This window comes from Fuscovulum ytuae (genome assembly GCF_029953595.1).
GTDB lineage: Bacteria > Pseudomonadota > Alphaproteobacteria > Rhodobacterales > Rhodobacteraceae > Paragemmobacter > Paragemmobacter ytuae.
This window is the reverse complement of the sequence record NZ_CP124535.1, coordinates 2077010-2097178: the sequence shown is the minus strand read 5'-3', so window position 1 is coordinate 2097178 and position 20169 is coordinate 2077010. Positions and strand designations below refer to the sequence as shown.

The following is a 20169-nucleotide window of genomic DNA, read 5'->3' as shown; positions in this document are numbered from 1 at the left end:
ACGAAGGCGACATCGGCATAGGTGAATGCGTCGTCCCGATCAGGGATCGGCGAGGGGGCCGTAGAGGATGAGCGCGGGCTGGTCGCCGCGTGTTTCCGCCAGTTGGGCGGCAAGGGTGACGACGGTCAGACGGGTGAGGGTCTGTTCGGGATGGGTGACCGCCTCGGCCAGCAGGGCGGGGGTGTCGGGGGGCAGCCCGTGGGCGATGAGTTGGGCCGCGAGCGTTGGGAAGGTGCGCTTGCCCATGAAGACGACGGTCGTCGCCTCGGGGTCGGCCAAGGCGGGCCAGTTAAGGCCTTCGGGCAGGCCACCCGTCACATCGGCACCGGTGATGAATTGCACGCGGCGTGCGGTCAGGCGGCGGGTGAGGGGGATGCCAGCGGCGGCGGCGGCGGCACAGGCGGAGGGGACGCCGGGGATGATTTCATAAGCGATCCCTGCGGCGCGGAGGGCGACAAGCTCTTCCTCCAGCCGCCCGAAAAGGCCGCCATCGCCGGATTTGAGCCGCACCACCCGCGCGCCCGTGGCGGCGTGATCCACAAGAAGGCGGCTGACATGGTCCTGCCGGGGGGAGGGGCGGCCTGCGCGCTTGCCCACCGCCACCAATTCCGCCGAGGGCGCGGCATGGGTGAGGAGGGGGCCGGAGGCGAGGTCGTCGAAGAGGATGACATCGGCCTCGGCCAGACGGCGGGCGGCCTTGAGGGTAAGGAGTTCCGGGTCGCCGGGGCCGGAAGAGACGAAGGAGACGAAACCGGGGGTCATTGTGCTGCCTCGGCAGGGGCGATGAGGTGGAAGAAGGTGCCGCTGGTGATACCGCCCTGCGCGTGGCGTTGGTAGGAGCCGGTTTCCGCGACTGCAACCCCGTTTGCGTCGGTGACATGGGCAAGGGGGGCATCGGGCTGCGACAGGATCGTGGCGTAGTGGAATTCGTGGCCGCGGAGCGCGGGGGCATCGGCCAGCCCCGGCAGGCCGAGATGCGGGCGGGCAAGGCGGTAGCCAAGGTGCATGCGGCGTTTTTCGAAGCTGGTCTCTAGGCCCAGAAGGCCCGCCATACGGTGGCGCGTGCCATCGGCGGCGACGAGACCCGCGCCAAGGGCCATATAGCCCCCGCATTCGCCATGGACGGGGCGGGTTTGGGCGAAGGCGGTCAGCCCGTCGCGGAAGGTGTCGCAGGCCGCAAGGCGGGGGGCATGGAGTTCGGGGTACCCCCCCGGCAGCCATGCGACGGTGGCAGAAGGGTCGGGGGCCTGATCGGCGAGGGGGGAGAAGGGCAGGATGGTCGCGCCTTGCGCGCGCCAATCGGCGATGAGGTGGGGATAGACGAAAGAGAAGGCCGCGTCGCGGGCCAGCGCGATACGTTCGCCGGGGGCGGGGATTGGTTTTGCGGCCGTGGCGGGGGCGTGGGCGGGTCGGGCTGCGGCGCGGATGGCGGCGAGGTCGCAATGGGTGGCGACGAGTTGGCCGAGCGCGTCGAGTTGGGCGGCCAGTTCCGGCAGCTCTTCGGCCTGCACGAGGCCGAGATGGCGGGCGGGCAGCGCGATGTCGCTGCGTTTCGGCAGCGCGCCGAGGACGGGGAGGCCGGCGCGTTCGAAGCCCGCGCGCAGGAGGGATTCATGCCGGGGCGAGGAGACGCGGTTCAGGATCACGCCTGCCATGGTGACGGCGGGGTCGAAGCGGGCAAGGCCCACGGCGACAGCGGCGGCGGTCTGTGCCTGACCGCCCACGTCAAGGACAAGGAGCACGGGCCAGCCCATGCGGGCGGCGATATCGGCGCTGGCGCCGTTGCCGGTTTCACCGGGCGTGGCGGTGCCGTCGAAAAGGCCCATGGAGCCTTCGGCGATGGTGATATCGGCCCCGGTTGCTGTGGCAGCGAGTGTGGCAAGGCGGGCGGGCGTCATCGCCCAGCTGTCGAGATTGGCCGAGGCGCGGCCCCTAGCGGCGGCGCTGTGGAAGGCGGGGTCGATGTAATCCGGGCCGCTTTTGAACGGTTGCACGGTTAGGCCTGCCGCGCGGAAGGCCGAGATAAGCCCCAGCGCGACGGTTGTCTTTCCGGTGCCCGAGGCGGGGGCCGAGATGAGGAGGCCGGGGGGGATCATGCGGATTCGGGGAAACGAGGGGAGGTGCCGACGGGGCGATAGCGACGGTCGTAATCGCCGGCGTAAAGGCGGGATTCGTCGAAGTCTTCCGCCCCGAGGGCATGGCCCACAAGGATGAGGGCGGTGCGTTCACCTTCGCCGATCTTGGGATCGATCGTCGAAAGCGTGGCGCGGTGGATGCGTTGATCGGGCCAAGAGGCGCGGAAGACCACGGCGACGGGACAATCCGGGCCGTAATGGGGGGTGAGGCGTTCCTGCACATCGGCAAGGACATGGACCGACAGGTGGATGGCGAGGGTGGCCCCGGTGCGGGCGAAATTTTCCAACGTCTCGCCATCGGGCATGGCAGAGGCACGGCCCGAGGTGCGGGTGAGGATCACCGATTGTGCCACGCCGGGCAGGGTGAGTTCCGCGCCAAGGGCGGCGGCGGCGGCGGCGAAGGAGGGCACGCCGGGCGTGACATCGTAGGGGATGCCAAGGTCGCGCAGGCGGCGGAGTTGTTCGCCCATGGCCGACCAGACGGAAAGATCGCCTGAATGGAGGCGGGCCACATCATGGCCTGCGGCATGGGCGGATTGGATTTCTGCCATGATCTCGTCCAGCGACAGGGGGGCGGTGTTCACGATCCGCGCGCCTTGGGGGCAGTGGGACAGGAGTGCCTCTGGCACAAGGCTGCCAGCGTAGAGGCAGACCGGGCAGGCGGCGATAAGGTCGCGGCCACGCAGCGTGATGAGGTCGGCCGCGCCGGGGCCTGCGCCGATGAAATGGACGGTCATGGGTGGAATCCTTGGGGGTTTGGTCCTTGGCTGGTGGCGATGGCGAGGGTGGCCATGCCGTCGGGCGCGGTGATCCGCGCGAGGGTGAGCGTCGCGCCGGGGCCTGCGGCGGAAAGCGCGGCGGCCTCGGCCAGCGATCCGGTGTTGAAACGGGTCTGGATGCGAGGGGATTGGGTGGGGGTGGGGATGCCGTCGATGGCGACGGCATGGAGCGGCAGGGCGCGGGCCTTGGCCAGTGCGGTCAGGGCCGGATGGGAGGCTTTTTCCGTGGCGGTGGCGAGGGCGTGGACGGGGTGGCCTGTGGTTTCCTCGGCCCTGTGAAGGAGGGCCGTGAGGGTTGCGAGCGTGGTGGCCGCGCGCAGGCCGATGCCGGCGACGATCATCGCGTTACGCTCCATTGCACGACGGGGCGGGCGGCGGTCCAGCCGTGGAAGCGGCCCAAGGGGGTGGCCTCGGCGAGATCGATGCGCAGCAGGTGGCCGCCATGGGCGGCATGGCAGGCGGCAAGGGTGGATTCGGTTTCCAGCGTGACGCCATTGGCGACAAGGCGGGTGCCGGGGGGGAGTGTGTCCCAAAGATGGGCATGCAGCGCGGCATCGCCGCCGCCGCCGACGAAGACGGCATCGGGGGTCGGAAGGGGGGCGAGTGCGGCGGGGGCGGTGCCTTCTATCACGGTCAGGCGGTGTTCGATGCCGAAGGCCGCCGCATTGGCGCGGATATTGGCGGCGCGGTCGGGGCGGGCCTCGATGGCGATCGCGGTGCCGCCTGCGAGGCACCATTCGACCGAGATGGAGCCAGAGCCTGCGCCGATGTCCCAGAGCCTTTCGCCCGGTCTGGGGGCGAGGGCGGACAGCGTCAGGGCGCGGACGGGGCGGCGGGTGATCTGGCCATCGCTGGCGAAGAGGTCGTCGGAAAGGCCTGAGGCGCGGGGCAGGCCTGCCGAGGCGGGCAGGTCGCGGCCGTCAATGGCAACGGCGAGGGGGGCGGTGAGATCGTCGGTGATTTCAGAGGCGGGGCGCAGGCGTTCGCGGGGGCCGCCCAAAGCTTCGCCCACGGTCAGACGGGCGGCGGCGAAGCCGTTGTCGCGGAGCCATGATTGCAAGGCGGGCAGGGCGGCGGGGTCGCGCAATGTGCAGAGCGCGCGGGTGCCACGGGCAAGGACGGGGCGCAGGCGGGCGAAGGGCGCGGCGTGGAGGCCGAGGCAGAGCGTATCCTCCAGCCGCCAGCCCATGCGCGCGGCGAAGAGCGAGAAGGTTCCGGAAATGGGGTGCGCCTGCCATTCGGACGGGTCCAGATGCACGGCAACCGATCCGCCCGCGCCGAACCAGAAGGGGTCGCCGGATACGAGCATGGCGGTGGGTTCGCCACGCCGCGCGAGGAGGGGGGCAAGGTCGAAGGGAATAGGCCATTCCATGGCCCTTGCGGCGTCGATCCCGGCAAGCGACAGGTGGCGGGGGGCGCCGAAAACGGCGGTGGCGGTGGAAAGGGCGGCACGGCTTGCCTCGGACAGGCCTGCCGGTCCATCTTCGCCCAGACCGATGATGAAGAGCCAAGGATCAGCCATGACGCGCCTTCTTCTGCTGGGTGGCACGACCGAGGCCAGCCAATTGGCCGAAGCCCTTGCCGCGCGGGGCGTGGAGGCTGTCTTTTCCTATGCGGGCCGGACCGATGCGCCCAAGGCCCAGCCCCTGCCGCTGCGGGTGGGGGGCTTTGGCGGGGTGGCGGGCTTGGTGGAGTATCTGCGGGCGGGCGGCTTCACCCATGTTGTAGATGCGACGCATCCTTTCGCCGCGCAGATGAGCGCGCATGCCGTGGCGGCCTGCGCCGAGGCGGGGGTGGGCCTGATCGCGCTGGAGCGGCCCGCATGGCAGGCCGAGCCGGGGGATGATTGGCTGGGTGTGCCAGATGTCGAGGGCGCGGTGGCCGCGCTGCCCAATGCGGGCGCGCGGGTGTTTCTGGCCATCGGCAAGCAGAGTCTGGAGCCGTTTGCCGTGAAGCCAGGAAATTTTTATCTGCTGCGGTTGGTCGATCCGCCAGAGGGGGCGCTGCCCCTGCCCGATGCAAAGGCCGTGATCGCGCGGGGCCCCTTTACGGCGGAGGGGGATCTGACGCTGATGCGCGATCATGGGATCACGCATGTCGTGGCCAAGAATGCCGGGGGTGCGGGGGCGGAAGCGAAGCTGGTGGCCGCGCGCGCGTTGGGGCTGCGGGTGGTGATGATCGAGCGCCCTGCCATTCCCGCGCGGCGCGTGGTGGGGGATGTGGATGCGGTGCTGGACTGGCTGGGTCATTCGGCATCCGTGGGGGCGGGCACCGAACGGGGGGTATAGACCCAGCGGCCCACGCGGCGGGTGGCTTCGTTGCCGACAATGACGACGGTGCGCATATCGGCCATTTCGGGCGTCGCCTCGGCGAGGGTGACGGTGGAAAGCTGTTCCTCGGGCGTGGAAACGGCGCGGGCGAATGTGATCAGGCGGGCGGGTTCGCATTCCTCGCGCAATATCTCTAGCACGCGGGTGAACTGGTGCGGGCGGGATTTCGAGCGGGGGTTGTAGAACGCCATCGCAAAGCCGCCTTGGGCGGCGTGGCGCAGGCGGCGTTCCACCTCGGCAAAGGGTTTGAGGTTGTCGGACAGGTTGATGGCGCAGAAGTCATGCCCCAAGGGCGCACCCGCGCGGGCGGCGGCGGCCAGCATGGCGGTTATGCCGGGGAGGATGCGGATATCGGTGTCGGCCCGGTCGGGGCGGGTTTCCAGCGCCTCAAACAAAGCGGAGGCCATGGCGAAGACGCCGGGATCGCCAGAGGAGACGATGACCACGTGGCGGCCTTGGGCGGCCATGTCGAGGGCGGTCTGGGCGCGGTCAAGCTCGACCCGGTTGTCGGATGGGTGCAGCGTCAGGCCGGGGCGGGGGGCGATGCGGGCGACATAGGGGATGTAGCCGACGATATCCGTCGCCTCGGCCAGTGCGGCGGTGACTTCGGGGGTGACGAGGGCATCGGCACCCGGTCCAAGTCCCGCGACGGTGACACGGCCCGCTTGTTGGGTCGGGGTCATTCCTCGGCCTCCGTCAGGGGGCGGCGGCCATGGCCGTGGACAAGGACGATCGCGAAATAGGGGCAATCGGTGGCATCCACATCGGCGAGACGGGCGATACGCTGATTGGGCATGGTGCCACGTTCGACAAGCCATGCGTCGTCAAGGCGGCCTGCGGCGGCAAGGGCGCGGCGGACGCGGGGCAGGTTGCGGCCCGTTTTCATGATGGCGAGTGCGTCGGCGGCGCGGATGTGGCGGATCAGGTCTTCTTCGGGCAGGGTGCCCATGAGGACGGAGAGGACATCGTCGCCCCATGTGATCGGCTCGCCCGTCGCGTTCCAGCAGCCCACCATGCCGGGGATGCCGGGGATCACCTCGACCGTCACGCGGTCGCGCAGGCGGATGTGGAGGTGCATGAAGGAGCCGTAGAGGAACGGATCGCCTTCGCAGAGGACGACGATGTCGTGGCCAGCCTCTGCGAGGGTGGCGAGGCGGTCGGCCCAGTCATCGTAGAAATCCGAAAGAAGGCGGTTGTAGTCAGGGCTGTCGAAGGGGATTTCCGTCGTGACCGGGTATTCCATCGGCAGTTCGGTGGCATCGGGATGGAGCATGCCGTCCACGATGCGCCGCGCCTGCCCCTGACGGCCCGCCTTGCGGAAATAGGCCACATGCCGCGCAGAACGGATCGCGCGGTCAGAGCGGACAGAGATCAGATCGGGGTCGCCGGGGCCAAGCCCGGCGCAGATGATGCGGCCCATCGTCATTCCTTGCGGCTGGCCAGAGCGTTGACGGCGGCGACCGTGATGGCAGACCCGCCGAGGCGGCCCTTGACGATCACGCTGGGGACGGGTGGGGCGGCCATGAGGGCGTCCTTCGATTCCGCCGCACCGATGAAGCCGACGGGGCAGCCGATGATCGCGGCGGGGCGGGGGCAGGCGGGGTCTTCCAGCATGTTCAGAAGGTGGAAAAGCGCGGTGGGGGCGTTGCCGATGGCAACGATGGCCCCCGCCAGATGCGGGCGCCAGAGTTCGAGGGCGGCGGCAGAGCGGGTGGTTTTCATCTCTGCGGCCAGCGGGGGAACGGCGGGATCGTGCAGGGTGCAGATCACCTCGTTCTTTGCGGGCAGGCGAGGGCGGGTGATGCCTTCGGAAACCATGCGCGCGTCGCAGAGGATGGGTGCGCCCTGTTCCAGCGCGGCGCGGGCAGCGATGGCCATGCCGGGTGTGAAGTGGACGAATTCTTCGAGCCCGACCATGCCTGCGGCGTGGATCATGCGGACGACGACGATTTCTTCTTCCGGGGTGAAGCGGGCGAGATTGGCCTCGGCCCGGATGGTGGCGAAGGACTGTTCGTAAATCTTCGCGCCGTCGGTTTCGTAAATATGGGGCATCAGAACAGTCCTTTCAGGTCGATGCCTGTGGCATCGAGGGCGCGGGCGCGGGGGGCATCCTGCGCGGTGCCACCTTGGATCAGGTCAAAGCCTGACGGGGTGGCGACGAGGGTGAGGTCGGCGGGGCCGGGATGGGCGCAGCCCTTGGCGCAGCCGGAGAGGTGGAGGGTTCGGCCCGGTGGGACCTGTGCGGCAAGGCGGCGGGCGAGGGGGCGGATTTCGGCATGGGCCTGAAGGCAGCCGGGGGCGCCGGTGCAGGCCTCTACCCGCCGGAGGGGATCGTCTTGGGAAAGGATTAGACCGGGGAGGGTGGGAAGGGTTTGCAGCCCTTCGATCAGGACCATGCGCCATGGGGTGATGCGGAGGTTGCCCAAGGCGGCGAGGCCGGAGAGGGTGGTGGCGGTCATCTGGCCGAATTCGAAGGCGACGAGTGCGCCTTGCGGCACGAGGCCGGGGCCGGGGGGTGTTTGCGCGGGGGCGGGGGTGGCGGTGCGCGGTAGGGCAGGGCGGTGGCCGCGCGCGATATGGGCGGCCATGCGGCCGCGCCCATCGGTGATGCCGCCTGTTTCGGTGAACCAGCGGGCGAGGGCGATGGCCTCTGCGGCGGCGGTTTCGGTGGTGACGGGGATGCCGTGGGGCAGGCCGTCGGGGCGCAGGATCAGGCCGCCGTCATGCCCCCGCTCAAGGCGGATGTCACCTGCGGTGGCGGTCAGGATCGGGGCAGGGCCAGTGTCGATGACGAAGCCGAATTTGCCGGGGAGGGGTGGGACATCGGCAAGCGCGACCGCGAGGGTTGCCGCGAGCGCATCTGTTTCCCCATCCGCGAAAGGGGTGACGAGGATGTTGCGGCGGGTTTCCGACAGGATGTCGGGATCGATCAGGCCAAGCGCGCGGAGGTCGTCGATCAGCGCCGCATGAGTGCCTTCGGTCACGCCGCGCAATTGGACATTGCCACGGGCGGAAAGGTCGATCAGCCCGTTGCCGTGGCGGGCGGCGGCCTGTGCCAGCCCTGCGGCCTGCGCGGCTGTGAGACGGCCATTTGTGGGGCGGACGCGCACCACAAGGCCATCGCCCGATGCCATGGGGCGCAACGCGCCGGGGCACCAGCCTTTCACGGTGAAGGCGGGGGTCATGGCGCGACCTCCAGCGTGGCGGCGATGGAATTGCGGCGGGTGACCCAAAGCCCGGCCTCGGCCAGTCGGCGGAACATGTCGCGCAAGGCCGCGAGGGCGGCGGGGTTCTCACGCTCCATGAAGGCGGTGATGTCGTCCCGGCCCAAGGTCGCGTCGTGGTAGAGGTCGAAGAGATGCGGCGGCACCACGCCCGCGAGATGGGCGAAAGCGGCCATGTGGTCGAGTGTGGCGGCAATCTCGGCAGCACCCCGGAAGCCATGGGCGGCCATGCCATCGGCCCATGCGGGATCGGCGGCGCGGGCGCGGACAACGCGGGCAATTTCTTCGGTCAGGCTGCGGGCGCGGGGCCGGTCAGGTTGCGTGGCGTCGAGGTGGTAGAGCGCAGGCTGCGCGGCCCCAAGGCGCGAAAGGGCGGCGGCGAAGCCTGCCTCATGCGCGGCATAGTCTGCGGCGAGCAGCAGATCGCTTTCGGGTAGGTCCTGCGCATGAACGAAGCTATCGGCAGCGCGCAGGCGGGTTTCGAGGGCGGCGCGGTCATTCTTTGACTGGCCATCGATGCCGATGGACCATGAGGAGGCGGCGATCCACGCCTCGCCCGCTGCGGCGCGGGCCTCGGGGGTGAAGTCGTCAAGTTGCGCCATCATGCCGAGGCCGTATTGGCCGGGTTTTGGCCCAAAGACGCGGGCGGCGCGGGCGCGGTAGGGGTTGTCCTCGGGCGACTCGTCGCGTTCGGCAAGGGCCTGCGCACCGGTTTCAAAGAGGGTGGCAAGGCCGGGGAATACATCGCGGAAAAGGCCTGAGACGCGAAGGGTGACGTCGATCCGCGGGCGGTTCAAGAGCGCGAGGGGGATGATTTCCACCCCCGACACACGGCCCGATCCGGCATCCCAGACGGGGGCAAGACCCGCAAGGTGGAGGGCCATGGCAAATTCCTCGCCCGCCGTGCGCATGGTGGCGCTGCCCCAGAGATCGACGACAAGGCCGCGCGGCCAATCGCCGTGATCTTGCAGGTGGCGGCGGAGGAGTTCTTCGGCCAGTTTCACGCCTTGGGCCTGTGCTGCGCGGCTGGGCACGGCGCGGGGATCGACGGCAAAGAGGTTGCGCCCCGTGGGCAGGACATCAGAGCGGCCACGGGCAGGCGAACCGGAGGGGCCGGGAGCGACGCGGCGGCCCGAGAGGGCGCGGAAGAGGCCGTCGCGTTCCGCATCCCCGCATTGGCCGCGACCGAGGATGTGCAGCCCCTCGCCATATTGGCTTTCCTTGATGTCGCAGACGAAGCGATCAATCCGGGTGATGGCCTCGGCGGCGGAGGCGGTGGCGGGGAGGCCGAGATCGGCCTCAACCCCCAGCGCCTGCGCCTCGGCCCGGATGGAGGCGATCAGGCGGTCGCGGCGGGCGGGGTCAAGCCCATCGGCGGTGGAATATTCGTCCAGCAGGCGTTCCAGCCCGTGCATCCCTTCGGGTAGGGCGGCAGCGCGGAGCGGTGGGGGCAGGTGACCAAGGGTAAGGGCGCCGATGCGGCGCTTGGCCTGCGCGGCTTCACCCGGATCATTCACGATGAAGGGGTAAATGACGGGCAGGGGGCCGATCAGTGCCTGTGGCCAGCAAGTGGCCGAGAGGGCCACGGATTTGCCGGGCAGCCATTCCAGCGTGCCATGCGCGCCCATATGGACCAGCGCATGCAGGTTCTGCGCCCGCAGCCAGAGGTAGAAGGCGACATAGGCATGGCGGGGAGTGCGGGAGAGGTCGTGATATTCGCCGTCGCGCAAGGCGACCTCGCCCCGTTCGGGTTGCAGGGCGACCAGGGCGTTGCCGCGATGGAGTGCGGCGAAGCGGAAGGATTGGCCATCGCAGGCGGGGTCTTGGGCAGGTGCGCCCCATGCGGCGGTGAGGGCCTCTTGCAGGTCTGGGGGCAGGGTGGCGAGGGCGGCTTGGTAATCGGCCAGCGGCCATGCCAGCGTTTCGGCCATCAACGCCGCGCCGAGATTTTCGCCCGGTTCGACGCTGTGATTGGCGGCGGCGAGGTCTTGCAGAAGCGCCTCTGTCGAGGCGAGCGCGTCGAGCCCCACGGCATGGGCCAGTTGATGCGCGCGACCGGGATAGGTGGAGAGGACCACGGCGAGGCGGCGATCCGGCGCGGGCGTTGTGGCGAGGCGGTGCCAAGCGGTGACGCGGGCGGTGACGGCGGCAATGGCGGCGGCATCGGCGCGATGGGCAAAGCGCGAGAATTGCAGATCGGCGTCGCGCTTGCCGGGGGATTTGAACGAGGCGAGGCCTGCAAAGAGGCGGCCATCCACCTCGGGCAGGACGACATGCATGGCAAGGTCGGCGGGCGACAGGCCGCGGTCCGATGCGGCCCAGTCGCGGCGGCGGGCGGTGGAGAGGGCGATTTGAAAGACCGGGAAATCGCCCGCATCGAAGGGGGTGGAGCCATCATCGGCGCGGGCCGAAAAGGCGGTGGCATTGACCACGGCGGCGGGGTTCAGGCGCGTGAGGTGAGGTCTCAACCAGTCGGTGAAGCCCGGCACCTTGAGCGAGGGGGCAAAGACGCCCGTTGCTGCGAAGCCAGCGGCGCGGAGCGATCGGATCAGCGCATCGACAGTGTCGGTATCGGCGGCGGTGAGGTAGCTGCGGTAGAAGCTGACGAGGACGGTGGGTTGGTCGGCAGCGTCGGGCGGCGGGATCACGCCCCGGTCGGGATCGTAAAAGCCGAAATCGGGCATCCGCTTGTCGCCCGGAACGGGGGGGGCGTAGAGGCCTGCCGCCAGCGCCAGTTGTGCAAGCGCCGCCTGTGCAGCCACCGCGCCGCCGGCATCACAGAGCGCCTGAAGGCGGCGCAGGGTGGAGACGGGCAGGGTAGAGGCGGCATCCAGCGCGGGATCGGGGCGGCCATCGGCGGGGAGGATGGCCAGCGCCAGCCCCTTGCGCTGGGCAAGGTCGCGGATGGAGGCGATGCCGTAGGGCCAATATGCCTCGCCCCCGATGAGGCGGATGAGGATGGCGCGGGCACCCGAAAGGGTGCGGTCTATGTAGGTGTCGACAGAGACAGGGTGGCGCAGCGCCACGATGTTTTGCAGTCGGGTCGGGGGCAATGTGCCCCCCGCCCGGTGCCAGCCTGCGGCGAAGGCGCCAAGGTCGCTGTCGGAAAAGGACAGCACCACAAGATCGGCGGGGTCTTGGCCCGGATCATAGGGGGTGTCGGCTGTTTCCAGACCGTGGCTTTCGCGGAAGACGACGTGCATGGCGCGGGATCAGACCCCCAGAACGCGGCGGATCGCGGACTCATCAATGTCGTCATGTTCCGCGATGACGACGAGGCGGGATTGGCGGGGCATGGTTCCCCAGGGACGGTCGAACTGATGCCGGACGCGTTCGCCCACGGCCTGCAGCAAAAGGCGCATCGGGCGGCCTTCGACGGCGACATAGCCCTTCACCCGCAGGATGCGGTTTTCACGGGCGAGGGTTTGGACGCGGGCGACGAGGTCTTCGATATCGGCCACCTCGGGCAGGTCGATCACCACAGAGTCGAAATCGTCATGTTCGTGGTCGTCATGGCCATCATGATGCGAGGGGCGGGCGGCGAGGTCATCTTCGGCTGCGGCATTGAGGCCAAGGATCACGCGCGGGTCGATGCTGCCATCGGTGACGTGGATGATGGGCAGGCGACGGGGGGTTTCCGCCTCGATCACCGCGCGGGCGGCGGCGAGGCCTTCTTCGCCCGCGAGATCGGCCTTGGTCAGCAGGATGATGTCGGCGCAGGCGATCTGATCTTCGAAGACTTCGGAGAGGGGCGTTTCGTGATCAAGGCTGTCATCGGCGGCACGCTGGGCGTCCACGGCGACCGGATCGGGGGCGAAGCGGCCAGCGGCCACGGCTTCGGCATCGGCCAGTGCCACGACCCCATCGACGGTGATGCGCGAGCGGATCGCGGGCCAATCGAAGGCCTTGAGGAGCGGCTTGGGAAGGGCAAGACCGGAGGTTTCGATCAGGATGTGGTCGGGGCGCTGGGGCAGGGCCATCAGTGCCTCGATCGTGGGGATGAAATCGTCGGCCACGGTGCAGCAGATGCAGCCATTGGCCAGTTCGACGATGTTTTCAGCCGGGCAAGCCTCATCTGCGCAGGATTTCAGAATGTCGCCATCCACGCCCACGGTGCCGAATTCATTGACGAGGATGGCAAGGCGGCGGCCCTGCGGGTTCAGCATCAGGTGGCGGATGAGGGTGGTCTTTCCCGCGCCGAGAAAGCCGGTGATCACGGTGACGGGGATCTTGGTCAGGTCGGTCATGTCAGGACTCCAGCGGGGGAAGACGGGCAAGGCTTTGCTTGCGGAAAATGGTCGGGCGTTCGCGCCACGGCACAACGCCGTTCGATGAGGCGGCATAGAGCGCGGCACCGCGCAGAATCTCGGCCACGTCATCCGTGGTCATGCGGCCATAGATATAAGACCAAGCGCCGGGCTTTGTCAGCGCGACGGAACAGCCGTTGTCGCAGGCCGACAGGCATTCGACGGCGCGGATGGTGATCATGGCATCTTCATTGGCGGCGGTGAGCGCCTGATGCAGGCGCTGGCCGGGGCAATCCTGCCCTTCGGGCACGGGCTGGCCCGCGCGGCAGGTGGTGCAGACGTGCAGAATGGTGGTCATCCCACCCCCCAAGTTCATGGTGCCGACGGGGATGGCCTGCGGGCGGGCGCGCGTTGCCGCTGCCTGCATCCGAAGGTCGCGGAACACCCCGCCCGCGCGTTTCAGTCTGGCTCTGGCAGGTCTCCCGGCTTGCGGATATCGGGGCGGGGTTTCGCCCCGGCGCTCTGCCCGCCTTCCCGAACCTTGCGGCCAGTGGCGTGGGGCAGACCTTTCCGGTCACGGTCGCGGGGGCGGCTGCTTTCGGTGCCGCGACGTGATGGGTCGCAAAACCGGTCGCATTCCCTCTTGGCCTGTCTTATGGACAGGCACCAGCGCCTTTGTGGCTCCTCCTCTGCCACAAGGGGCGAGACTGTCAAGGAAAAGGAACGGCAGGATGAATGACGGGAACGACATGCCCATCCTTGACGATGCGGCGGAACTGGCGCGGCACGCGGCCAAGATGGCCAAGAAGAAGGCCGCGCGCGACCGGATGATGGCGCAGAAGACCGATGGCAAGGGGCTGGTCATCGTGCATACCGGGGCGGGAAAGGGGAAATCTTCCTCGGGCTTTGGCATGATCCTGCGCTGCATCGCGCATGGGATGCCCTGCGCGGTGGTGCAGTTCATCAAGGGCGCGTGGGATACCGGCGAACGCCGCCTGATCGAAGGGAATTTCGGCGATCTGTGCGAGTTTCACGCCATGGGCGAGGGGTTCACATGGGAGACGCAGGACAAGGCGCGCGACATCTCCGCCGCAAAGGCGGGGTGGGAGAAGGCGAAGGCGCTGATCCGCGATCCGGGTATCCGATTCGTCCTGCTGGACGAGATCAACATCGCGCTGCGCTATGATTATCTGGACATCGCCGAGGTGCTGGCCTTTCTACGCGACGAAAAGCCGCCGATGACGCATGTCTGCCTGACGGGGCGGAACGCGAAGGAAGAGCTGATCGAGATGGCCGATCTTGTGACGGAGATGACGCTGGTGAAGCACCCGTTCCGGTCCGGCATCAAGGGCCAGCCGGGGGTGGAGTTCTGAGGCCGTTATGCCTGCGCTGATGATCCAGGGCTGCGGGTCGAATGTCGGCAAATCCATGCTGGTGGCGGGATTGTGCCGTGCGGCGCGGCGGCGGGGGCTTTCCGTTGCGCCCTTCAAGCCGCAGAACATGTCGAACAATGCCGCCGTGACGGCGGATGGGGGAGAGATCGGGCGGGCGCAGGCCTTGCAGGCCTTGGCTTGCGGGTTGGAGCCGGTGGTCGATATGAACCCGGTCCTTCTGAAGCCCGAAAGCGAGACGGGGTCGCAGGTCATCGTGCAGGGGCGGCGGCTGACCACAGCCCGGGCGCGGGATTATGCGAGCCTGAAGCCGCAACTGATGGGGGCGGTGCTGGAAAGCTTTGGGCGGCTGCGGGAGGGCCATGATCTGGTGATCGTGGAAGGGGCGGGTAGCCCGGCCGAGGTGAACCTGCGCAAGGGCGATATTGCCAATATGGGATTTGCCCGTGCGGCGGGGGTGCCGGTGATCCTGACGGGGGATATCGACCGGGGCGGCGTGATCGCGCAGCTGGTGGGCACGCAGGCGGTCATTGACCCCGACGATGCCGCGATGGTGGCGGGCTTCCTGATCAACAAATTCCGGGGCGACCCGCGGCTGTTTGACGATGGCTATGCCTTTATCGAGGATCGGACGGGGTGGCGCGGGTTTGGCGTCGTGCCGTGGTTTGGGCAGGCGCATCTGCTGCCTGCCGAAGATGCGCAAGACATCCCCGCGCGGCCTGTGGGCGAAGGGGTGGTGATCGCCTGTCTGACCCTGTCACGGATCGCGAATTTCGATGATCTGGACCCGTTGAAAGCGGAGCCGGGGGTGAAGCTGGTGATGGTGCGGGCGGGGGAACCAATCCCGGCCGAGGCGCGGCTGGTGATCCTGCCGGGCAGCAAATCGACGCGCGGCGATCTGGCATTCCTTCGTGCGCAGGGCTGGGACGTGGACCTTGCCGCCCATGTGCGGCGGGGGGGGCACGTGCTGGGGATCTGCGGGGGGTATCAGATGCTGGGTGCGTCGGTCGCCGATCCGGAGGGGATCGAGGGGCCTGCCGGGGTAACGGCGGGGCTGGGACTGCTGGCGGTGGAGACGGTGATGACCCCCGACAAGCGGCTAGACCGGGTGCGGGCGGTGGAGGCCGCGACCGGCCTGCCGGTCGAGGGGTATGAAATTCATATCGGGCGGACGGCGGGACCGGATTGCGCGCGACCCTTTGCATTTGTTGACGGCCGGGCCGAGGGCGCGATCAGTGCCGATGGCCGGATCGTGGGAAGTTATCTGCACGGGCTGTTTGCAGCGGATGATTTTCGTGCGGGCTACCTGGCGCGGCTTGGCATCGCCAGCGCGCCGCGCCGCCATGCCGCCGAGGTGGAGGCGGCGCTGGAGGCGCTGGCCGATCATGTGGAGGCGCATCTGGATGTGCCGGGATTGCTGCGCGTGGCGGGTGTGGCGGTGTGACCTGCCCGGTCAGAGCAGGAAATCAGCGTCCGTCATGCGGGTGACACCGGTCACGAAGACGGACCAATCCTCGACGCCGTCACCATTCTGATCGCCAAGCAGGCGGCCCCCTGCGGCATCGAACCAGAATGACCGTTGCCCGCCGCCCAGAAGGCCCGATGTGCCGTTGTAGGTGGTATCGAAGGCGACAAGGTCGATCTTGTCGACCCTCGATTGGAAATCGGTTATGCGATCCGCCCCGTTGCCCGACCCCGCAGTGGCGGCGGAGGTGAAGATGAAGACATCGGAACCTGCGCCCCCTGTCAGCTCATCCTGACCAAGCCCGCCATTCAGCCGGTCATTCCCAGCGCCGCCAAGCAGCCTGTCGCGCCCATTGCCGCCGAAGAGAAGGTCGTCGCCATCGCCGCCTTCAAGAAGATCAGCCCCGGCGCCGCCTTGCAGGATATCGCGCCCGGCTTCGCCATAAAGGCTATCCTGCCCGCTGCCGCCGAAGATGCGATCATTGCCTTCGCCGCCCCACATCCGGTTGCGGCCAGAGGTGGCCTCGATCAGATCATCGCCCCTGCCGCCGCTAACGGCATCATTGCCGTCCCCGGCAAGGACGGTGTCATTGCCACCCGCGGCGCGGATCGTGTCATCGCCGATGCCGATGATCCGGTCGGCCCCGGATGTGCCGTCCAAGCTGCGGGGCTGCTGCGGGGCAGGGGCTGGAGCGGGGGCAGGGGTGTTGACGGCTTGTTCGGCAATCGCGCCTGCCAGACGGTCGAGCATGGCGGGGCTGTAATGCAGCGGGTCCTTGAACATGGCGGCGGGCGAAAGGCCCGCCTCACGCGCGACCGCATCGGGATCAAGCGACAGGATTCGGTCGGAGCCCGCGTCAAGCTTGCGCTGTTCATTGATGATGGTGGTCCAGTTCTGGCGACCCGCTGCCTCGGGCGCCTGAGTGGATAACTGAACGCTTAGCACGTCGAAGTCCGTCTGCCGGCCAGGAAGGGCGGATTGCAGCGCGGTGTCCACGCGGGTGAGGAGCGATTGAAATTGCGCAGCATAGGTTTCGGCGCGGGCGAAACCGTAGGTATCCGCCTCACCCTGCAGCCAGATCAAGCTGCGCAGGGTGGCATCGGGATTGGCGCGAAGGGTGGAAATCGCAGTGTTGATCAGTGTGTCGCGCATATCGCCGGATTGGAACCAATCCGTCCCTGCGCGGCCCCAGGTCAGGGGCGCGCCCCCGCTGGAGACCGACAGAACGATGGCGCCGGGATCGCGGGCGAGGAGTTCGGCGCGGATACGGCTTTCGGCGGCGACGGCGTTGCTTTGCCCGGCGATGATATAAACATTGGTCATGCGGCACCCCTTTTGAGATGCCCGCATGCTGGGTCCCGCTGGTTCAGAAATCCTTGACGCGCCTGCCCGATGCGCGCCGAAAATTCCTGCAATTATATATGTTTAGGTTAAGGGTTGGTGTCTGTTCGAGCAGTAATGCCCCGCAGCAGAAGTACCCCGTAGTCCTGATTGGCATGGAGGATGTCGGACTTGGGCTGCGCTTGGGCAAGGTTCACAAGACGGCGCGCCTCGGTCGAATAGGGGAGGGCGGTGAAGGCGTGGCGATGGATTGTCGTCTCTGGCTGGCGGTGAAGCTGTGCGCCGAAGTCGCGGGCGAGGTCTTTGGTGGCGTCATGGAACAGGGTCGCCGCGCGGGCCAGAAGCCGCAGCCGTGCGAGGCGGCGCAGGCCTGCGCCAGAGGCGATGCTGCGATCGGCCAACACTTTTTCAGAGGGGAAGGGTTGCGGCATGAGGTGGATGGGGCGGTCGGCAAGCGCCGGCACGGCCCGCAATTCGGCCAGAAGTCGCCCTGCGGGCGTGGCGCGAAACGCCTCGGCCACAGCGAGGCGGAGGACGGGTTCGGTGATGGTGGGCCGTGTCTCGGCCCCGATTTCGCCGCCCCAATCCAGGATGTCGTAGGTATTGAGGACCTGCACCAGCGGAAAGAGGCTGATCCCGCCGCCGATGATGACAAAGGCATCCTGCGCGGCAAGGTCATATTCGGCGGGCTGATCAAGGCGGGCGAGAACGTCACGGAAGGCGGGTGTGACGGCCCGGATCGTGGTGCCTGTCACGGCATGTTCAGGCGGGCCGCTGCCGGGACGGACGAAGAAGGACATCTGCCAATCGGTGGGCCAGCCGCCTCTGCGCCACGCCTCGATCATGCAGGCTGCGTGGGAATCGCCAAAGACAAGGACCCTCATTCGCGGACCGCCGCGAGAAGCACTTCGTCGCAAAGTTCGGCGGCGGCGGCCTCTTCTGGGTCTGGCCCGTCTTTTGGTTTGCGTCGGCTGAGGGCCGATTGTCCGGCGAAGAAGACATCCATGATGGTTTCAACGACTTCGGGGCGCACCTCGCGCTGATCGGGGCCAAAGGCATCGCGGAAGGTGGGGTTCTGCGTCGCGATTTCGTATGAGGGGAAGTAATCGGCGATGGCGTGGTTGGCGCAGACCTCATCCACTGCGGCGCGCAGCACGGCCTTGGAGCGGGATGTGGCCCCCAGAACATGACCACCCGTCGCCGTGGCCATCAGGGGCACGGGTGACACGGTGAAGATGAAGCGCAGGTCCGGGTTCAAGCGGGACAGAAGCGCGATGGTGCGATCCAGTTCACCGATAACCTCGGCCACGCGGGCATTGTGGAAGACATGGGCGGAATCCGCGAAGGCCGGGTCCACCACGGCCGGGCAGAGCGGATAGACTGTGCCCGTGCGGGCATCCTGCCAGCGTTCCGTCAGGCCAAGGGTGAAGATGAACACCTCTGCCTCAAGAAACATCCGGCGCAGTTGGGCGAGGTGGGAAAGGCGCGCGGCCTCGGCCATATCGCGGGAGGGGTAGCCGCCCGGTTCCAGCCTTGGGCGCAGGCCATCGAACCAGCGGCCATCCTTTTCCCAGAAGGTTTCGTCGCGCAGGTGATCGGCGAAGGCGTCTTCGGCCAGTTGGAGGAGTTGGGCCGTGCTGTAGATATTGCCGAAACGGGCGGAAAAGAGGCCAAAGCCCAGTTGTGCCGCCGTTGTGGGGGTTAGGCCCGCTGGCACGGGTTCCAGATCGAGGAAACGGGCCGAAGAGGCGCGCAGTTCATGGCCGATCTTTTGGGCAAAGCAGCTTCCTGCCGTGGCGACGGTTGCTTCGGGGGCGATAAGAACCTTGGGTTCATAGAGTTCGCGCAGGCGAAAGTCACCCGATGCGAGGCAGCGTCGCCAGAAGGAACGGTCGGGAAGCGCGGAATAGGACATGATACGGCACCAGAACAGATCGGACCCACGGTGCGCAGGTCTGGGGCAAGCCTAAGGCGGAAGGCGGGGGCTTGTCACCCGGTCGCGTGCGGCTTTGCCGCGGCGGGGATGGCGCGAAGGGTGGGGCGGATGCCGCTTTCGGATTTGACAGGGGCATGGGCGCGGGCGATGCTATAGGCGATGGTTCCCGGCAGGCCAAAGGCGTGGCTGGGTGAAAAGGGAATACGGTGTGGTGTAGCCATCAGGCGCCAAATCCGTGACTGCCCCCGCAACTGTGAGCGGCGAGCGACCCCCGATGCCACTGTGTCCGATTGGGCGCGGGAAGGCGGGGCAAGCCGAGACCCGCGAGTCAGGAGACCTGCCATCAGGACCCGAAAACCACCGGGCGGGGTGCCCCGGAAGGAGTGTCTGATGGATGCGTCATTGCGGCAGCCCCTTGCCGCGCCAGTTATCCCCATTGGTGCCGATGCCGGCACTGGCCCTGTTTTGCGTGCGCTGGCGGCGGATGCCGTGGCGGCGGTGGCCCTGCAGGGCGTGAGTTGGGGGCCGAAGGGGCAGGATGATATCCTGACCGATATCAGTTTCGCCGTGCCGGTGGGGCAGATCGTGGCCGTCTGCGGGGCGAACGGGGCGGGGAAATCCTCGCTTCTGCGGCTGATCTATCGCCATCACGCGCCGCGCCGGGGTGAGGTGCGCTTGATGGGGCAGGACCTGTGGAAGATGGGAGCCGATGCTGCGGCGCGGCAGGTGGCGGCGGTCTTGCAGGACACGCCGGGGGAGTTGGACCTGACCGTGCGGCAGATCGTGGCGCTGGGCCGCCTGCCGCATCGGCGGGGATGGGGCGCTGGCTTCGCGCGGCCCGAGGCGGGCGCGGCAGTTGAGGCGGCGCTGGAGCGGATGGACCTTGCCGCGCTGGCGGATCGGCGCTTTGCCACCCTGTCGGGGGGAGAGCGGCAGCGGGCAATGGTGGCGCGCGCCTTGGCGCAAGAGCCGCGGGTGATCGTGCTGGATGAGCCGACCAACCATCTGGACATCCGCCATCAGCTGGACCTTTTGCATCTGCTGCGGGGGCTTGGGCTGACGGTGATCGCGTCCTTGCACGACCTGACGCTGGCGGCGGGCTTTGCCGACCGGGTCTTGGTGCTGCATGGGGGCCGTCTGTTCGCCGATGGACCGCCTGCCGCCGCGCTGGATGAGGCGGTGCTCGCCGAAGCCTTCCGCGTGCGCGCGGTGGTGGACCGGAGCGGCCCGCGCCCGCGATTTTCCTTTCATCTGTGACAACTTGACCTGAAAGACCTGACCCATGTTGACGACGATCGGCCGAGTGGCCGCCTTTGCCTTG

Annotated in this window: 19 protein-coding genes and 2 riboswitches; of the genes, 4 read left to right on the top strand and 15 right to left on the bottom strand. The window is 68.0% G+C overall.

From position 1 onward, the window contains the following. Positions 1-39 precede the first annotated feature (39 nt). The 5 genes from cobA to cbiT are packed head-to-tail and all read right to left on the bottom strand — an operon-like array spanning position 40 to position 4436. Positions 40-762: a uroporphyrinogen-III C-methyltransferase gene (gene cobA / locus QF092_RS10150; RefSeq protein WP_281463786.1), complete on the bottom strand. Its 723-nt coding sequence runs from the start codon at positions 760-762 to the stop codon at positions 40-42. Beyond that, positions 759-2096: a cobyrinic acid a,c-diamide synthase CobB gene (locus tag QF092_RS10145; RefSeq protein ID WP_281463785.1), complete on the bottom strand. Its 1338-nt coding sequence runs from the start codon at positions 2094-2096 to the stop codon at positions 759-761. Before QF092_RS10145 ends, cobA begins: the two co-directional genes overlap by 4 nt. Further along, positions 2093-2872 carry a precorrin-4 C(11)-methyltransferase gene (gene cobM, locus QF092_RS10140; protein ID WP_281463784.1) on the bottom strand — a complete coding sequence of 260 codons (780 nt, stop codon included), beginning with the start codon at positions 2870-2872 and terminating at the stop codon, positions 2093-2095. Before cobM ends, QF092_RS10145 begins: the two co-directional genes overlap by 4 nt. Further along, positions 2869-3255 carry a cobalamin biosynthesis protein gene (locus QF092_RS10135; RefSeq protein ID WP_281463783.1) on the bottom strand — a complete coding sequence of 129 codons (387 nt, stop codon included), beginning with the start codon at positions 3253-3255 and terminating at the stop codon, positions 2869-2871. The genes cobM and QF092_RS10135 overlap by 4 nt, the downstream gene beginning before the upstream one ends. After that, complete coding sequence (gene cbiT / locus QF092_RS10130) at positions 3252-4436, bottom strand: precorrin-6Y C5,15-methyltransferase (decarboxylating) subunit CbiT (protein WP_281463782.1); 1185 nt, start codon at positions 4434-4436, stop codon at positions 3252-3254. Before cbiT ends, QF092_RS10135 begins: the two co-directional genes overlap by 4 nt. Between cbiT and QF092_RS10125 the strand changes: the two genes are divergently transcribed. Continuing rightward, positions 4435-5202, top strand: coding sequence for a cobalt-precorrin-6A reductase (locus QF092_RS10125; RefSeq protein ID WP_281463781.1), 768 nt, complete (start codon positions 4435-4437; stop codon positions 5200-5202). The two genes, cbiT and QF092_RS10125, sit on opposite strands and share 2 nt — an antisense overlap. On the opposite strand, the gene cobJ is transcribed toward QF092_RS10125, so the two are convergent. The 7 genes from cobJ to QF092_RS10090 are packed head-to-tail and all read right to left on the bottom strand — an operon-like array spanning position 5160 to position 13073. Further along, positions 5160-5927, bottom strand: a complete 768-nt coding sequence (gene cobJ, locus QF092_RS10120; RefSeq protein ID WP_281463780.1) for a precorrin-3B C(17)-methyltransferase — start codon at positions 5925-5927, stop codon at positions 5160-5162. The two genes, QF092_RS10125 and cobJ, sit on opposite strands and share 43 nt — an antisense overlap. Next, entirely contained in the window at positions 5924-6664 is a 741-nt protein-coding gene (locus QF092_RS10115; protein WP_281463779.1) for a precorrin-2 C(20)-methyltransferase, read from the bottom strand. Before QF092_RS10115 ends, cobJ begins: the two co-directional genes overlap by 4 nt. Positions 6665-6666: 2 nt before the next feature. Next, positions 6667-7296: a precorrin-8X methylmutase gene (locus QF092_RS10110; RefSeq protein ID WP_281463778.1), complete on the bottom strand. Its 630-nt coding sequence runs from the start codon at positions 7294-7296 to the stop codon at positions 6667-6669. Then, positions 7296-8429, bottom strand: coding sequence for a precorrin-3B synthase (gene cobG / locus QF092_RS10105; protein ID WP_281463777.1), 1134 nt, complete (start codon positions 8427-8429; stop codon positions 7296-7298). The genes QF092_RS10110 and cobG overlap by 1 nt, the downstream gene beginning before the upstream one ends. Then, the gene (cobN, locus tag QF092_RS10100; RefSeq protein WP_281463776.1) at positions 8426-11671 is read right to left on the bottom strand and encodes a cobaltochelatase subunit CobN; all 3246 of its coding nucleotides are present in this window, start codon (positions 11669-11671) and stop codon (positions 8426-8428) included. Before cobN ends, cobG begins: the two co-directional genes overlap by 4 nt. A 9-nt stretch (positions 11672-11680) precedes the next feature. Further along, a complete protein-coding gene (gene cobW, locus QF092_RS10095; RefSeq protein ID WP_281463775.1) occupies positions 11681-12715 on the bottom strand; it encodes a cobalamin biosynthesis protein CobW in 1035 nt (344 codons plus the stop codon). 1 nt (position 12716) lies between these two features. Beyond that, the gene (locus QF092_RS10090; RefSeq protein ID WP_281469905.1) at positions 12717-13073 is read right to left on the bottom strand and encodes a DUF1636 domain-containing protein; all 357 of its coding nucleotides are present in this window, start codon (positions 13071-13073) and stop codon (positions 12717-12719) included. Between the two features lie 97 nt (positions 13074-13170). Beyond that, a riboswitch (cobalamin riboswitch) is annotated at positions 13171-13401 on the bottom strand. Between the two features lie 45 nt (positions 13402-13446). On the opposite strand from QF092_RS10090, the gene cobO reads away from it, so the two are divergent. After that, positions 13447-14088 (top strand): cob(I)yrinic acid a,c-diamide adenosyltransferase, encoded by a 642-nt coding sequence (cobO, locus tag QF092_RS10085; protein WP_281463774.1) that lies wholly within the window; start codon positions 13447-13449, stop codon positions 14086-14088. 7 nt (positions 14089-14095) lie between these two features. Continuing rightward, the gene (locus QF092_RS10080; protein WP_281463773.1) at positions 14096-15550 is read left to right on the top strand and encodes a cobyric acid synthase; all 1455 of its coding nucleotides are present in this window, start codon (positions 14096-14098) and stop codon (positions 15548-15550) included. 9 nt (positions 15551-15559) lie between these two features. Here QF092_RS10080 and QF092_RS10075 read toward each other — a convergent pair whose 3' ends face one another. From QF092_RS10075 to QF092_RS10065, 3 genes are all read right to left on the bottom strand, one after another. After that, positions 15560-16894: a sialate O-acetylesterase gene (locus QF092_RS10075; RefSeq protein WP_281463771.1), complete on the bottom strand. Its 1335-nt coding sequence runs from the start codon at positions 16892-16894 to the stop codon at positions 15560-15562. A gap of 107 nt (positions 16895-17001) precedes the next feature. Next, positions 17002-17796, bottom strand: coding sequence for a hypothetical protein (locus tag QF092_RS10070; protein WP_281463770.1), 795 nt, complete (start codon positions 17794-17796; stop codon positions 17002-17004). Next, positions 17793-18827, bottom strand: coding sequence for a GSCFA domain-containing protein (locus tag QF092_RS10065; protein WP_281463769.1), 1035 nt, complete (start codon positions 18825-18827; stop codon positions 17793-17795). The genes QF092_RS10070 and QF092_RS10065 overlap by 4 nt, the downstream gene beginning before the upstream one ends. Positions 18828-18995: 168 nt before the next feature. After that, a riboswitch (cobalamin riboswitch) is annotated at positions 18996-19207 on the top strand. Between the two features lie 31 nt (positions 19208-19238). On the opposite strand from QF092_RS10065, the gene QF092_RS10060 reads away from it, so the two are divergent. Further along, positions 19239-20105 carry an ABC transporter ATP-binding protein gene (locus tag QF092_RS10060; protein WP_281463768.1) on the top strand — a complete coding sequence of 289 codons (867 nt, stop codon included), beginning with the start codon at positions 19239-19241 and terminating at the stop codon, positions 20103-20105. Positions 20106-20169 lie beyond the last annotated feature (64 nt).